General features: G+C 68.6%; 12 protein-coding genes. 5 read left to right on the top strand and 7 right to left on the bottom strand.

The features are described from left to right. Positions 1–35 precede the first annotated feature (35 nt). Positions 36–1,514: a hypothetical protein gene (locus KYK13_RS11330; RefSeq protein ID WP_223644086.1), complete on the bottom strand. Its 1,479-nt coding sequence runs from the start codon at positions 1,512–1,514 to the stop codon at positions 36–38. A 116-nt stretch (positions 1,515–1,630) separates the two neighbouring features. Between KYK13_RS11330 and KYK13_RS11325 the strand changes: the two genes are divergently transcribed. After that, entirely contained in the window at positions 1,631–2,239 is a 609-nt protein-coding gene (locus KYK13_RS11325; RefSeq protein WP_223644085.1) for a hypothetical protein, read from the top strand. Between the two features lie 22 nt (positions 2,240–2,261). On the opposite strand, the gene KYK13_RS11320 is transcribed toward KYK13_RS11325, so the two are convergent. Continuing rightward, a complete protein-coding gene (locus tag KYK13_RS11320) occupies positions 2,262–3,920 on the bottom strand; it encodes an amidase (protein WP_223644084.1) in 1,659 nt (552 codons plus the stop codon). A gap of 171 nt (positions 3,921–4,091) precedes the next feature. Between KYK13_RS11320 and KYK13_RS11315 the strand changes: the two genes are divergently transcribed. The 3 genes from KYK13_RS11315 to KYK13_RS11305 all read left to right on the top strand — a co-directional run bounded on the left by KYK13_RS11315 (position 4,092) and on the right by KYK13_RS11305 (position 9,021). Further along, positions 4,092–4,451 (top strand): GatB/YqeY domain-containing protein, encoded by a 360-nt coding sequence (locus KYK13_RS11315; protein WP_223644083.1) that lies wholly within the window; start codon positions 4,092–4,094, stop codon positions 4,449–4,451. A gap of 568 nt (positions 4,452–5,019) precedes the next feature. Then, positions 5,020–8,418 (top strand): FG-GAP-like repeat-containing protein, encoded by a 3,399-nt coding sequence (locus KYK13_RS11310; protein WP_223644082.1) that lies wholly within the window; start codon positions 5,020–5,022, stop codon positions 8,416–8,418. Positions 8,419–8,628: 210 nt separating this feature from the next. Beyond that, the gene (locus KYK13_RS11305) at positions 8,629–9,021 is read left to right on the top strand and encodes a RidA family protein (protein ID WP_223644081.1); all 393 of its coding nucleotides are present in this window, start codon (positions 8,629–8,631) and stop codon (positions 9,019–9,021) included. A gap of 23 nt (positions 9,022–9,044) precedes the next feature. On the opposite strand, the gene KYK13_RS11300 is transcribed toward KYK13_RS11305, so the two are convergent. From KYK13_RS11300 to KYK13_RS11285, 4 genes are all read right to left on the bottom strand, one after another. Further along, a complete protein-coding gene (locus tag KYK13_RS11300) occupies positions 9,045–9,257 on the bottom strand; it encodes a hypothetical protein (protein ID WP_223644080.1) in 213 nt (70 codons plus the stop codon). Positions 9,258–9,503: 246 nt separating this feature from the next. Continuing rightward, complete coding sequence (locus KYK13_RS11295) at positions 9,504–9,704, bottom strand: hypothetical protein (protein WP_223644079.1); 201 nt, start codon at positions 9,702–9,704, stop codon at positions 9,504–9,506. 129 nt (positions 9,705–9,833) lie between these two features. Next, complete coding sequence (locus KYK13_RS11290) at positions 9,834–11,891, bottom strand: M6 family metalloprotease domain-containing protein (protein WP_223644078.1); 2,058 nt, start codon at positions 11,889–11,891, stop codon at positions 9,834–9,836. 90 nt (positions 11,892–11,981) lie between these two features. Beyond that, a complete protein-coding gene (locus KYK13_RS11285; protein ID WP_223644077.1) occupies positions 11,982–12,242 on the bottom strand; it encodes a hypothetical protein in 261 nt (86 codons plus the stop codon). Between the two features lie 345 nt (positions 12,243–12,587). Here KYK13_RS11285 and KYK13_RS11280 point away from each other — a divergent pair, with 345 nt between their 5' ends. Further along, positions 12,588–13,256, top strand: a complete 669-nt coding sequence (locus tag KYK13_RS11280; protein ID WP_223644076.1) for a DUF4476 domain-containing protein — start codon at positions 12,588–12,590, stop codon at positions 13,254–13,256. Between the two features lie 63 nt (positions 13,257–13,319). On the opposite strand, the gene KYK13_RS11275 is transcribed toward KYK13_RS11280, so the two are convergent. Then, positions 13,320–14,633: a Dyp-type peroxidase gene (locus KYK13_RS11275; RefSeq protein ID WP_223644075.1), complete on the bottom strand. Its 1,314-nt coding sequence runs from the start codon at positions 14,631–14,633 to the stop codon at positions 13,320–13,322. Position 14,634 lies beyond the last annotated feature (1 nt).

Here is a 14,634-nt window from a genome sequence, read left to right as displayed (position 1 = left end):
GCTACCAGCCGCGTACGTGGGAACGAAAACCCGGCTCAGGGCCGCGCCGCGCGCTCCTTCAGGTAGCGCAGGAACATCTCCGGCTGCAGCCAGACCGTCATCCGGCCGCCCTGGGGCGGAAAGAAGAACGGCCCCGTGTCCACCCATTCCCCGCCCAACCGCAGCCGGATACCAAGGTGGTAGACCGGTTGCTTGGAAGAAAGCGTGAGGGGCAGGACGCCCCGCTGGACCACGACCTCGTCGTTGGCGCCGTTGGGAAAGGAGACGAGCTCCGCCTCCACTCCCACGGGGGTCTCGACGCGAACGACGGTCCCGCTCCCGGAGCCAGGCTCGCGGCGGGTCTGGAAGCCGTCCCGACTGTGGAGGAGCGCGTACCAGTCCTCCCGCCAGCCGTCATCCGGCGTGAGTCCGCCCGTCATCCAGAACAAGCGCCACACCGGCCTGACCCGGTTCCAATACTGCTGTGCATCCGCGGCGTCCCAGCCGCCCCCTTGGCGAAGACTGTTGATGAGGTCCCCCGACAGTTCTTCGGAAATCCCCGGGTTGTCATCCGCCGCCGCCACGGTCCGTGCGGAGACAAGCCACTCCCTGATTCCATCCTCGATGCGGTACAGCTCTGGGTCGTTCTCACGAGCCTCCCGCCAGGTTGCATTGAACCTCCCTGCCACCAGGGACGCGCGGTGGGAGAGTGAGACCTTCGACTGCCGCGATGCCATGGACGTGTTCTCGAAGAAGTCCGAGTCCGCGTAACGCGTTTCCAGTTCGACCGTTCCCGGATCATTCCGCATCCGTTCGAGCGCCGCCTGACTCGGACGAAGCCCCAGCGCCCCCGCGAGCACGATTCCCTGGAGACGGACGGTGGCGGAGGGCGAGTCCAGGAGCCGCTCGACACCGGGCAGCGCCAATCCGCCGAGCGTTCCCAGTTTGTCTCTCAGCTCCCGGAGCCTCCGTCCCTCGATGCGCAGCCGTGGGTCGTGGTGGGGTTCGTTGCCGCAGAGGCTCACCGGGAGTTCCTGGAGGAGCTCGCGTGGAGCGGGCTCCGTCTGCCAGAAAGCCACGAGCCCCAGGCCTCGGGCCACGGCCTTCGCGCTCAGCGCGCTCAGCTCCGGATGGTCGCCGAGCATGTCTGGGTGGAACCTGCGCTTCGTGAGGACTTGGATGAACTCGAGCAGTGCCGACCGTGCCTCGTCATCGCGGGCACGGGTGGCCAACGCCTCGAGCCTGGGCAGTAGCGATGCGCCCTGGGGGAGCAGCCGCACCTGCGCCTCGGCGCGCTGGGCGCGGTCTCCCGAGATGAGCCAGCCGAGCAGCTCCTCGTCGCGCTGAGCGCCGGTGTCGGGCCGTAGCTGTTCCGGATCCAGCCAGGACCAGGTAGGCCCGGAAAGCCTCTCCGCCACAGGCGGTGGCCGCGCCGCGTAGACCCCCGTCGCGCCTCGTGAGGGGATGCCAGTGGCACACGCCACGGTGGAAAGGGCCATCATGTAGACCCATACCCGTGGCGCACCGTGCCTCATCGAGCGTTCACCTCCACGCTGCGATTCCAATACCAGACAGGGCAGCAAGGCAATGAGGCCGCGCGGTCGACGGTGCGGCTCGACTTCGAAGGAGACCCCAAGGTGCAATGGCGCGCATGACCAGAGTGTTTCTCTACAATCCCTTCAAGAGCGACTGCATCGAAGACCTCATCGACAGGTGGATCCAGGCAGAGAAGGCACGGGGTTGGACCAAGGAGCTGGTGCGGGTGCGGCACGGCCCCGACAAGCCGCTCGGCGACCTGAAGGCCGGCGACACGCTCTACATCATTGGCCATGGCGACGTGACGCCGAACCGCATGGTCGACCGGGGTCCCACCGAAGATGGCACCCGGGAAATCCTCCAGCCGCACGAGCTGGCCGCGCGGGTGCTCGCGGACGGGCTGACCGACAAGGCGATCACCATCAAGATCTACAGTTGTCTGGCCGCCCGAGGTGTCCTGGACAGCTTCGCCATGAACGCCGCGGTCCAGATCAAGCTCAAATGCGGAAGCATGGGCGGGATGTCGTGCAAGTTCGACATCTACGGCTACGACGAGATTGTCTCCATCCTGGTCTTGAATCCCCAGACGGGGGAGTACGGCAAGTTCGTCGGTGAGTTGAAGCAGGACGTCACCGGCGTGAACGAAGACACCATCGAACTCACCACCGTGAAGGCGAGTTCCTCCAGAAGGCTGCTCGTCAAGAAGGGCTTCGGTCTCATGTAGCGACCGAAGCCACTGCCCTCCGCTACGCGCCGCGCAGGTCCACGCTCGGGAGGAATGCGGGCTTGCGCCGCGCGTGCGAGGCCTGCTCGTAGGCATGGGCGAGCTTGAGCAACACGGGCTCGCTCCAGGCTCGGCCGATGAAGGACACCCCCACCGGCAGCCCGTGCACGTCGCCCGCGGGTACCGTGATGGTGGGGTAGCCGGACACGGCGGCGGGCGTGGAGCTGCTGCCCAGCCAATGGTCGCCCAGCACCAGGTCGATGGGGCCCGCGGGTGCCTGGGTCGGCGCCACGAGCGCATCCAACTGGTGCTTGTTCATCACCGCGTCCAGGCCCTCGGCGCGCGAATACCGGCGGCACGCCGCGAGCGCCTTCTTGTAGGCGGCGTCAGTGAGCGGGCCCTTCTTCTGCGCCTGGAGCAGCAGCTCCTGCCCGAAGTAGGGCATCTCACGCTCGCGGTTCTTCTCGTTGAAGGCGATGAGGTCCGCGAGCGTCCGCACGGGGGCGCCCTCGCCGAGCTCCGCAAGGTACGCCTCCAGGCCCGCCTTGAACTCATACAGCATCACTTCCAACTCGGGCTCGTCGAGCTTCGCCACGTTGGGCAACACCACCGGATCCACCAGCACGGCCCCTTGCGCCTTCATCACTTCGAGCGCGCGCTCCACGACCGCGTCCGTGGCCGGGTGGTAGCCGAAGAACCGCTCGCGCGGCACACCGATGCGCGCACCTTTGAGCCCCTGGGGGTCGAGGAACTTCGTGTAGTCCGGGTGGGCGCGGCCCTTGCTCGCGGCGGTGGCTGCGTCGCGGGGGTCCTCGCCAGCGAGCACGCTCAGCAGCGCCGCGGCGTCCGCCACGGTGCGCGTCATGGGGCCCGCGGTGTCCTGGGTCGAGGAGATGGGGATGATGCCCGCGCGGCTGACGAGCCCCACCGTGGGCTTCAAGCCCACCAGTGAGCACGCGGCCGAAGGCGAGACGATGGATCCGTCCGTCTCGGTGCCCACCGACACGGCGCAGAAGCTGGCCGCGGTGGCCGCGCCCGAGCCGGAACTCGAGCCCGAAGGGGTCCGGTCAAGCGCGTAGGGATTGCGGCACAGGCCACCACGTCCGCTCCAACCGCTGGTCGAGTGCGTGGAGCGGAAGTTGGCCCACTCACTGAGGTTCGTCTTGCCCAGGAGGACGGCGCCGGCGGCGCGCAGCCGCTCCACGATGAAGGCGTCACGCGCGGGGACGGCGCCCACCAGCGCGAGCGAGCCCGCCGTGGTCTGCATCTTGTCCGCCGTGGCGATGTTGTCCTTGATGAGCACGGGGATGCCGTGCAGCGGCCCGCGCGCGCCCTTCCCCTTGCGCTCGGCATCCAGAGAGTCGGCCAGCGTGAGCGCGTCGGGGTTGAGTTCGATGACCGAGCACAGCGGCAGGTCCCCGGTGCGATCGAGCTCCCGGATGCGCGCGAGGTAGGACTCCGTCAGTCCGCGCGCGGTGTACTTGCCGGACTCCAGGCCCGCGCGCAGCTCCGCGACCGTCGCCTCCTCGAGCGCGAAGGACCCGGGTGCGGCGGCGGCCGGCGCGGCAGCGCGCGCATCGCGGGCAGCCAGAACACCGGTCACAGCCGCCGCGGCCCCGAGCAGCGTGCGGCGGGAGAGGCCCGTCGGGTTCGCATCGGAAGCAGCCGTCTTCTTCGTCATGGAGCAAGCACCCGTTCGTGGAGGGGCTCCAAGTGGACCCGATTCCTCCACCAGGAGGAAGAGCCGTGGCGAGCGTGTTCAGCAACTGAGCCGCTCGGTGCGGCGGGCTCGTTCCTCCCTAGGTCGTCCCCAAGGTACAGCGTATGACCCCATTTCCAAACCTGGAGGCGCATGAAGACCGTCGCTGAATGGAAGGCCACGCTGCGTGCCGCGCTGAAAGAGGCACTGCGCACTCGAAACGCCCCCGCCTCCGCGGTGCTTCGGGAAACGCTCGCCGCCATCGACAATGCCGAGGCACCCGACATCCGCGTCGCGCCTGAACCTGCCGCCGGTGGCCGCATCGCTGGCAGCACGGCGGGACTCGGCAGTGGCGAGGTGCCTCGACTGCTCTTGGCTCCGGAGACGGTGGATGCGCTCATCCAGCGTGAAATCCAGGAGCGTCGCGACGCGGCCGCGCTCTACCTCCAACTCGGCAAGCGCGAAGAAGCCCGCGTGCTACAGACGCAAGTGGAGGTGCTCCTGGCACTTTGAGCGCGCCCAACTCGGCAGTGCCCGGGCCCAGGCAGGTGGCCCCGTCAGCGGAACGGGGCTCGAACTCCAGCCCTGGATTGCAATACGTCTCCGCCAGGTCCAGGTCGCCACTGTGCAATGCCTGGACGCACCGTGGATTGTAATCCAACGTGTATACACATGTGACCGGCTCGTGAGCGCAGCCCGCGAGGAGCAGCCCCGCGGCACAGGCGACGACCGCAGGCATCGAGTCCATGCACGGCTCCTTTCCGAGCCCACGAACACGCGCGCCATCTTGCACGAACGCTTCGACGTCATGTCAGACAGGAGGAGTACCTTCTTTGACTCCTGGTAGCTCCTGACCGGAGAAGCGGCGCGAATGCGAAATGTTTTGTTGTTCCTGACGACGACCCTGATCGGGGTCGGCTCGTTCGGGTGTGGAGCCGAGCCATCCTCCGCTGTGACAGTCCAGCAGCAACCCCTTGCGGCCCCCTCGGGCGTCACCTCGGTACCGGGCATCCGGGAGATGACCGTCTCCTGGGGCTATACGCCGGACAGCAGCGGCAGCCCTCTCGCCTCTTTTGAAGTCTTGGCCACCCCTGGAGGCGCCAAGGTCATCACGGGCCCGACGGCCCGGAGCACCGTGGTGACGGGGCTTGCGAACGGGACGACCTACAAGTTCACCGTCACGCCCATCCTCGCGGATGGCACCCGCCAGACTTCTGGCGCATCCGCCTCCGTGCGGACCTTCGATGTCCCCTCCAGTCCCAGTTGGAGCACGTACAAGCCGGGCGACCAGCAGGTGGAGTTGAACTGGTACGCCCCTTCGAATGGAGGGCTCCCCATCCAGGGTTACACCATCACCGCTTCCCCGGGAGGGCAGACGTATGCCACCTCGGGGACGTCCTTCGTCGTCACCGGGCTCACCAATGGGCAGCCGTACACGTTCACGGTGCTGGCCACCAACGCGGTGGGCAATTCACAGCCTTCCTATTCAACGAGCCCCCTGAGGCCCGCGGCCCTTCCGAGCGCGCCCCAGAACGTGACGGCGACGGCGGGCATCCGTTCCGCGACGGTGCGGTGGACGGCCCCCGTGAGCAATGGCGGTGGCGCCATCTCCGGGTATCTCGTCACCACGCAGCCGGGCGGCGTTACCCAGTTCGCAGGTGCCTCCACGACCTCCACGACGATCTCAGGCCTTGCCAATGGCGGGACCTATACCTTCAGCGTGGCCGCCCAGAACTCGACGGGGACGGGGACCGCGGCGACGTCCAGCGCGGTCACGACCCCTTCCCTGCCCTCCGCGCCCATCAACCTCACGGGCGTCTTCCACCAGGGCAATGTTGAATTGGATTGGCGTCCGCCTGCTTCCGATGGCGGCGCTCCCGTGACCTACTACAAGCTGACGTCCACGCCCGCGGGCGCGGAACGCACGGTGCCCGCCAACCTCCTGGTCGCCTCCATCTCCGGGCTCGCGCTGGAGACGCCGTATACCTTCACCGTGAGCGCGCTGAGCGGCGTGGGTGAAGGCCCGTCGGTCTCGTTTGGCCCCCTCCTCACGCGCCCGCAACCCCGGGCTCCCACGGATGTCCGCGTCACCTCCACCGTGCAGGGCGCCGTCGTGCTCTGGAACCCGGCGACAGCACCCGCGGGGGACCCCGTCACGGAATACCAGGTCACCGCGTCGCCCGGTGGGGGCTCCGTCACCGTCCCGGCGGGCACGCACATCGCGACCGTTCCAGGCCTGGTGCCCGGCAATACCTATCGTTTTCAGGTGAAGGCTCTCAATTCCGCGGGACAAGGCCGGCCGTCCGCCCCCGCGCTCCACCGCCACGTCCCCCCGCTCGCCTGCGAGGCCCCCACCTTCGCGCCCGCCTCCGGACACTTCTTCAACGACGTGAGCAGCTTCGTGGGGGCCGGTGACTTCACGGGGGATGGGCTCGCGGACGCGGTCGTGGGCAATGGCTCCCGCCTCGTCGTGCTCGCCAGCGGGCCCCGACGCTCCCTGACGCGGCTTGCGCCGTCTGTCTCCGCGGGCTCGATCTTCCGGGAGCTGCCGCCCGCCGTGGCGGACTTCGACGGGGATGGGAAGTTGGACGTCGCGGCCATCCTGAAAGAAGACAGCACGACCGCGGGAGGCTTTGTCGTCTTCCCGGGTACGGGCACGGGGACCTTCCAGACGCCCATTGCCACGCGGCTGACCGTGAACGTCGGGTTCGACTGCCTTTTGACCGGAGACTTCACCTCCGATGGGAAGCTGGATGTGCTCGCGCACACCACCGACAAGCGGATCCTCCTCTACCGTGGCGCGGGCAATGGGAGCTTCTCCGCGCCCTCGGCGGTCGCCACTTCGGCGCCCTCCTGCCCGGCCGTCGCGGACTTCAATGGCGACGGGTTCCTGGACTACGCCCGGGTCGACTACGCCAACAACCGGGTCGTCCAGGCCAACGGCACCGGGACCGGCTCCTTCAAGGTCCCCGTGTATGCCCCCTGCTCCTATTGCTACGGAGACCTGGCGGTCGGTGACTTCGACCACGATGGCAAGCGGGACGACCTGGCCATCGTGTCGCCGGACACGGTGCGCATCTACAGCTCCCCCGCGGGCACGCTGGCCCTGCTGACGCAGTACTCCATTCCCGCGCCCACGGGGGGCGTCTATTCCTACCCCGTGGCCGTCGACCTGGATGCGGACGGCCTGGACGACCTCTTCTGGACGAACAGCGCGGGAGGACGGCTGAACCTGCTCAGGGGCAGCACGTCCACCCCGCCCTTCGCGCCCCTCGTGACCTATGGCTTCAGTGGCGAGGGCGCCGCTCCCGCCGTGGGCGATTTCGACGGGGATGGCCGGAAGGATGTCGTCCTCGCGGACAGCTACCCGGACGTCCGGCTTTTCTGGGGAGGCTCCCTGACGCCTGAAAGCCTGCGGCTGGAAGGCAAGCCCGCGGGGCTCGCCAGCGCGGACTTCAACGGCGACGGGGCCGCGGATCTGGCCGTGGGCGTCCATGAGAAGAATGCCATTGCCTTGTCACTGTCTGGCAATGGTGCGCGCGGGGCCGCGCTGCTGGCGCCGGTCTTCGTGCCGCCCACGGGGAGCACCGCCACCGGCGGCGTGCAGGACATCATCGCGGGGGACCTGGATGAGGATGGCCAGGAGGACCTGGCGGCGATCACCACGGTGTCGGGCACCACGGCGGCCCCCCAACTGGTCGTCTTCAAGCGCACGGCGGGCGGGGACTTCAGCCCGGCCGAGCGCTATGGCGAGGGAGCGGATCCGCAGGAACTGATCAAGGTGGACCTCAATGAGGACGGCCGGTTCGACCTCGTGACTCTGCGCTCGTTCTCATACAGCCAGCTTCAGCTGGGCGTCTGGCTCAACGTGGGCGGTGGGCGCTTCGCTCCGCGCGTGGATTTCAACGTCGCCGCCGCGGGCCCGTCTTCGAGGCTCCTCGCCGCGGACCTGGACCGGGATGGACACATGGACCTCGCGGTGATGCGCCAGGGAACGCCCAGCATCACGGCGGGCCTGGTCCATGTGCTCTGGGGCCGGGGCGACGGCACGCTCACCGGCCCCACGACGTTCACCGGAGAGGTGAACCTCTGGGCCATGGGCCGCGCGGACCTGGAGGGCCAGGGGCGCGTCGGCCTCACGCTGGAGCAGCGCGCGCTGGGGTTCCTCACCTTCGATGCCGCCCGCCAGCCCAGCCTGACGCCGCTGACCCCGCTGGGGGCACGGGGAGGCATCCGCGTCCTCACCGATGACTTCAACGGCGACGGCCAGGTGGACCTCTTCTCGTTCAGCAACCACGAGGCCGCCATCGTGCTCCAGCAGCCCGCCGGAGCCTACGCGGCCGGTCCCAGGACGGCATGGGGAAGGGCCGTCCAGGACGCGTTGAGCGCGGACTGGAACGGGGACGGCCTGCCGGACCTGGCGCTCGCGGATGACGACGCCCAGAGCGCGACCCTGGTGATGAACGTCTGTCTGCCCTGACCGGGCGAGCATGGACGGATGCATCCGCGGCCCGGTCCCGGCTCAGCCCGGAGCCGGGCCGCCCTTCTCCTGCACCTCATGCATGGCCAGGCAGGGGCCTGATGGGCCCGTCCGTTCCATGCACGCGGATCCGCCGTCCGATCCGACTCTGGCGGCTGGACCCAAGGACTGGCAATCGCTAGACCTGCGCCCATCCAAGGAGAAAAGCCCATGACGTCAGCGAAGCATCAGCCCATCGTCGCGCCTGGACTGCCCAAGCCCGTGGGCCCGTATTCTCCCGGCATGCAGTTGGACCGGCTGCTCTTCATCTCCGGACAGGCGGCCAAGGACCCCGCCACCGGTGTGCAGGCCGAAGGAATCGAAGCGCAGACGGAGCAGGTGCTGCGCAACCTGGAGCGCATCCTCGTGGCCGGCGGCTCCAGCCTCCAGCACGTCCTGCGCTGCGGCGTCTTCCTGGTGGACATGCAGGAGTTCCCCCGGATGAACGCCGTCTACGAGCGCGTCTTCGCCGGTCACCGGCCCGCGCGCACCACCGTGCAGGTGTCCGCGCTTCCAGACGCGGGCCTGCGCGTGGAGATTGACTGCATCGCCTACGTGCCTTGACTCGCCAGGCACGCCCGCCCCGGCTACTTCAGGTTGCCAATCACCTGCAGGGCGGTGTCGCCCTTCAGCATGTTGGAGACGTAGGCGACGGTCTCCTGCTGCTTCTGGAGCATGAGCTGGGCACGGGCGCGGACGAGGTCATCGCCCTTGAGCCCCTGGAGCAGCTTCTGCTCCTCCGGGTTCAGGCGCTGGCTGGCGTTCATCGCGTCCAGCGGTGCCGAATTCGGAATGTTCAAGCCCATGCGATCCACCCATCGCGAGCCGCCCGGGACGGGACCCCAGGCGACGAAGTGCGTGTGGGAGATTATCGTGAAGTCCGGAAGAAGTTGCCACCTCCCCGAAAATATCGGGAGACCGGTCCCCGCCTCCTTCGTGCCCACGACGGCGGGCAGGGCGCGGATGTCGAACAGCCAACGCCGCACCTTCACGCGGGAGACGGCGGCCAGCGCACCATCTCCGGAGCCACCTGGAAGTGGGCCGCCTCAGTAGCAGTAGCACTCCGTGCGATTGCAATAGCCATAGCTGTAGTTCAGCTCGATGCACTGGGCGATGCAGGCGGAGCGCTCATACCGCGCGGGCGCCTCCGGCACCGGAGCGAGCGCCTGCGTGGCGCTGAATGACAACGCGGTCCCCGCGACGACGGCAAGCAGGGACTGTCCCGTCCTCTTCACAAAGCCAGACATGAAACCCTCCCGGAATGGTTGGCGTAGGGCGGCGACCGCGAACACTGCCACGGCACCTCGCCCCACCGTGAGCCCCGGGGAGACGCGCGCGGCCCGCGTCGGGACATGCAACGCGGGCCGCCGCTTGTGTCACCGCGTACTCGAGGAATTGCCAACCACGTTCACCGTGGCCGTGGCGCTGGCCGCGATGCCGAAGTCATCCTGGTTGATGACCAGGTCCACGGTGTGGGTGCCACGCGCGCCGGGAGGCACGGTCTTGGTCATCGTGAAGGTGTAGGCCCCGCCGGGAGGCAGGTTGACGCCCCAGTCGGACAGGGACGTGTCCCAGCCGTCCGGCAGGGTGGACCAGAAGTCGTACCAGACCCAATTGCACGAGGCGGAGTCGTTGTTGGTGACGCTCACCGTCCACGTGACGTCCGCGCCCGGGGCCGCCGTCACGGTCGCCGGTGAGAGCGTCAGCGTGGGCGGCGTCGCGATGCAACGCTCGACGACCTCCACCGTGGCCGTGCCCTGCACGCTCTGACTACCCCTCGTGACGGTGACGCCCGCAGTGTAGGGCCCGAGCGGCGTGCTGTAGGGCACGTACGTCTGGAGGCCCAGGGTGTCGGAGGCGGAAGCGGCAATCGTGCGTTGCGCGGGCAGCGGGTCGGAGCCCCAGCCCGGGGGGACGATAGCGGAGAGCTGGAAGGTGCTGGGACCGCAGCCGACCGAGTCCCGGTTGATCACCTCCAGCGCGAACTCCGGCCGCGCCCCGGGCCAGAAGGGCGGCTCCGGCGGCGTCACCCGCACCTCGGGCGCGGCCCGCACACAGGCCGTCGTGCGGTACTGGATGCTCACCGTCAGCCCCGCGGCCGTCGCCGCCTCCACCGTGAGGGAGAGGTTGCTGTACGGGTCGTTCCACGTCGTGCCCGGCAACAGGGCCGGGTCGCTCCAGGAGGACGTCCCCGGCGTGAAGTCGAGCAGGTGGGTGCCATCCCGCGTTTCCGCGTCCGCCAGATGGATGAGCGCGCCGCCGAACACCTGGGATGCCAACGTCGACTCATAGAGCCCCACGGGCCGGCGGTACTCCACCCAAAGCCAGTCATTGGCGCCAGTGCCCCGGCGCACCTTGAGCGCCTTGAGCCCACCGGACGCCACCACCGGCGCGAGCGTGAAGGTGCCGCCCGTGCCATCCACCTGGGCCACCGCGGACGGAGCCAGCCAGCCGATGCGCGCCTTGTGCGGCGCCGCGTAGTGGCCCAGGTTCCAGGAGCCCATCGTCGAGAAGAGGTCCCCGTACTCGTCGATGACGCCCAGGGTGCCCGGCATGCCCAGTGGCTCCGTGCCGAAGTCGCGCGAGCTCGCGTGGTTCAACGAGAGGTTGTGCCCCGCCTCGTGCGTCACCAGCTTCACGGCGGTGTCGTGGGTCGTCATCCAGTCCGCGACGAGCCAGGCCAGGGAGGCCGTCACGGTGCCATCCGCCGTCGCGACCTGTCCGCAGGACAGGGTGGCCTGCCCCGCGTAGGAGCAGCCCTGCGCGGGGTTGGGATGGACGATGAAGATGCGGTCGTACTGCCGGAAGTCCACGTCCGCGTCCGCCGCCCGGATGGCCGCGTCGCGCATGGCGTCCGTCTCCGAGCAGGAATAGGCGCGGTCCAGCGTGTACCAGCCCACCACCTCGCCCGTGGTCGTGGTGCGGCCTTCGGACACCTCGCTCCAGTAGTTCGCCAGCGAGCGCTGCGTGCTGGAGAAGAACGCATCACGAACCCCCTGCGCGGTGGCGGCGGGCTGGGGCATTCCCGGGAAGGCCGCGAGGATGACGAGGCTGCGCTGCACGCCGGTGACGCCACAAGTGCCAGAGGTGGCCTGCACGGCCGCGGCCTGACGGTCCACCTCCACGGTCCGCGCCATGAAGCGCTGCGCCCCCTGGGTTCCACGCAGCGTCACCCGCTGACCGCTGAGCAACCCCTCCGGCGCTCCACCGGTGAAGGTCAGCGGCAGATGCCGCCCCCCGGCGACGAGGAAGTACTCCTCGCGTGACGCCTTGAACGACGGCGCGTCCACGACCCGGACTTCGAGCTCCCCCTGGAGCACCTGTTCCCGGGTGGCCTCCTCCGGCCCGGACGCCGTGGGCGCCTCTGGACTGGAAACCTGCGGGTTACAGGCCGCGAGCCATACGGCCGCGGCGATGATGCGCATGCGGGACATTTCCCCTCCGGCGAACGGTGGCCGGCGCGGGAGTGCGCCTGGGCGACCGCCGCGCGCCTTGTGCCCCCGGCCGCACGCATGTGCAATTCATCATTCGAGGGTGTCACGAGGATTTTGAAGAGGCTTCCGCGGGAGGCTCACGCCGTCACGGCTTCGGCGCGGGCGTCTGGGCCGGGGGGTGCGCAGGTCCGCGCACACCACGGTGTCGCCGAAGCGCTCCACGTTGGCGTCCGCGGAGTAGGGCTCGTTGTCACCCCAGATGTACACGCCGTGGCCCGCGGCGAAGAACTCCTTGATGACCTTCACGTGCTCGGGCGTCAGGTGCTGCGTCGAGTCGGAGATGACCCACAACTGAAGTGGAGGACAGGGCAAAGGCAACGCAGCAGCGCAGCGGGCGGAGGGCACGCACGGAGGACCTCGAAGGGGAAGGACGTGGCCCCGTTCCACGCACGGCCCCGCGAGAAGTCCGCTCGCCCCACCGGAGGAAGGCGCGTGCATGCCCTTCCGGATCCACTTCCGCCACGGTGGTGGCGGGCGGGGTGGACTTCCATTTTTCTCAAACCATGAGTCGGACCCGAAAAACCGCGCGATACACATCCCGTGAATAAATTCCCGGAGGGTCCGTGGAGAGAGCACGGCGGCGACAACGCCTGACGTTGCACCCGCACCGAACCCGCTTCCCACGCAGGAATCACCATGAACCGCATCGTCCGCGCCGTGCTCGTTTCGTCCCTGTTCGCTTCCTCCGCCAGCTTCGCGCAGGACGCGGAGTTCAACATGCAGGTGGACGTCAACGATGCCGACATGCCCTCCGCGCGCATCAAGATGAAGACCACCACGACCGAGAACGGCGAGGAGACGACCACCGTGAAGGTGCGCGGCGGCGGCGCCCGGATGGACGTGCGCGTGACGGGCGGCACGATGGAGACGGAGTCCCGGAGCGAGACGCGGGAGACCCGCATGGAGCCCCGGATGCATCATCCCCGGGAGGAGACGCCGGTGGCCGCCCAGCCTGTGTACCGCGACCGCGACTGTGGCACGCGTGGGGACGAGGGCTGCCTGATGCGGCGGGATGGACAGTACCCGATGGACGCGTCCACCTGGAGCGGCTTCTACCAGTCGCTCAAGAGCGAGCGTAACGAGATCGTCCGCCAGGAGAAGGCGGAGAAGATGCTCAAGCGCGTCTACCTGACCGCGATGCAGTTCGGCATGGTGCTGGACCTGTTCAACAATGAGATCACCCGCCTGGAGGTGGCGAAGGAGGCCGCGCCCCACGTGGTGGATCCGCAGCACGCGCTGGGCTTCTCCTCCAAGTGGAAGAACTCCATCAGCGGCAGCGAGTACACGGACATCATCACCCAGTAGTTCCAAGCGACTTCATTTGAATGAGCTGGGCTCGGAATCGAAAGGTTCCGGGCCCTGTCGCTTTCAGGTCCGCAGGTCCGCCAGCCACCGCAGGGCGCGAAGGCCGGGCATGAAGCCATACTCGCCTCCGCGGGTGACCACGAACCTGGACAGACCTTTCAGAGACCGGGGGATGGGCCGCCTCGGGTAGGAGAACGACCCGGCTCGCTCGTTGGCACCCACGACGGGATCCTTCGCCTCACCCAAGCCCAGGAACTCACCGCCGTTGATCCACTCCGATTGCACGAACTCGAACTGCCGTCCGAGGTGCGAGCCGATGAAGGCGAACATCAGGCCCCGGTCGGCGCCGTCATCCTCGAGGACGCCTTCGGGGAGCTCGGACCCGTAGGCGGTTCCGCGCCGGATCATCCGATGGAGCCTGACCACGCCCGCGACGGATGCGTCACGGGGGTTCGTGCGCCGGACGTGTGAACCGGGAGGTGTCTTGTACCCGGTCGGGTCGTCCGCGTAGTGGAAGTCATTGTTGCGCCGGGGGTCGGCGCCCAGGGCTGCATCGTCATGGTACGGGCACCGCGCCAGGGGCGCGCCGCTGCGCCACCGCCCCATCATCTTCGCGGCCACAAGCTCCTCGTCCTCGGGACTCCTCGCGCTGTCCTTCAGGTACTGCCGGAACGCGGCCACCCGCTGATGGAGCTTGCGGAAGACGATGTATGTCCCATTGCGTCCCAGGACGTCGGGCTGGGGCATGGGTGGCAGGGTGCCTGTCTCATCGGGGTAGCCCAGGACGAACTCACCGGCCTTGAGCGGCACCTCGTGGGGGTTGCTTCCGGGAATGCCGCTCCCCTCGACGGCCGGATGGCTGATGCCATCCTTGAAGCCAAACGGCTCCCGCTCCGTGCTGAGCACGTGGCAGTCCTGACGCCAGATGGCCTGGACGCCCTCCAACTCGCGCAGGGCCCCATTCGCCCGCTCCAGCGCGGCGTCGAGCCGGGCCCGGTCCGGGGAGAGCGCCGTCAGCACGACATGGACGTCCGGGGTTCCCAGCGGGGATTCCCAGTGCTCGGGGCTGCTCTCCCCTTCGTCCCCCAGCGCCCTCGCGCGGGCCGCCATCCCCTGCCGGAACTCCCACGCGAAGCTGTCCAGGGACGCCTGCGGCACGCCCAAGGCTTGAAGCCCGGGATATGTGAGCGAGACGCTGACCCAGCATTCGGCGGCCGGGCGCTCGGGATGCGCGGACGAGGACACCACCGAGCAGAGCCGGCCCATCAGCTCCCGCCCTGCCCTCCGGTCATCGATGCGGAGGAGGATGTAGGTCGCGAAGTACGGCGTGGGCCGGGGCCGAAGGACTCCGCTCTGGATGTCGTCCAGTTCGAGCATG

It is taken from the genome of Corallococcus sp. EGB, assembly GCF_019968905.1.
Lineage (GTDB): Bacteria > Myxococcota > Myxococcia > Myxococcales > Myxococcaceae > Corallococcus.
This window is presented reverse-complemented; position numbering and strand designations above follow the sequence as displayed.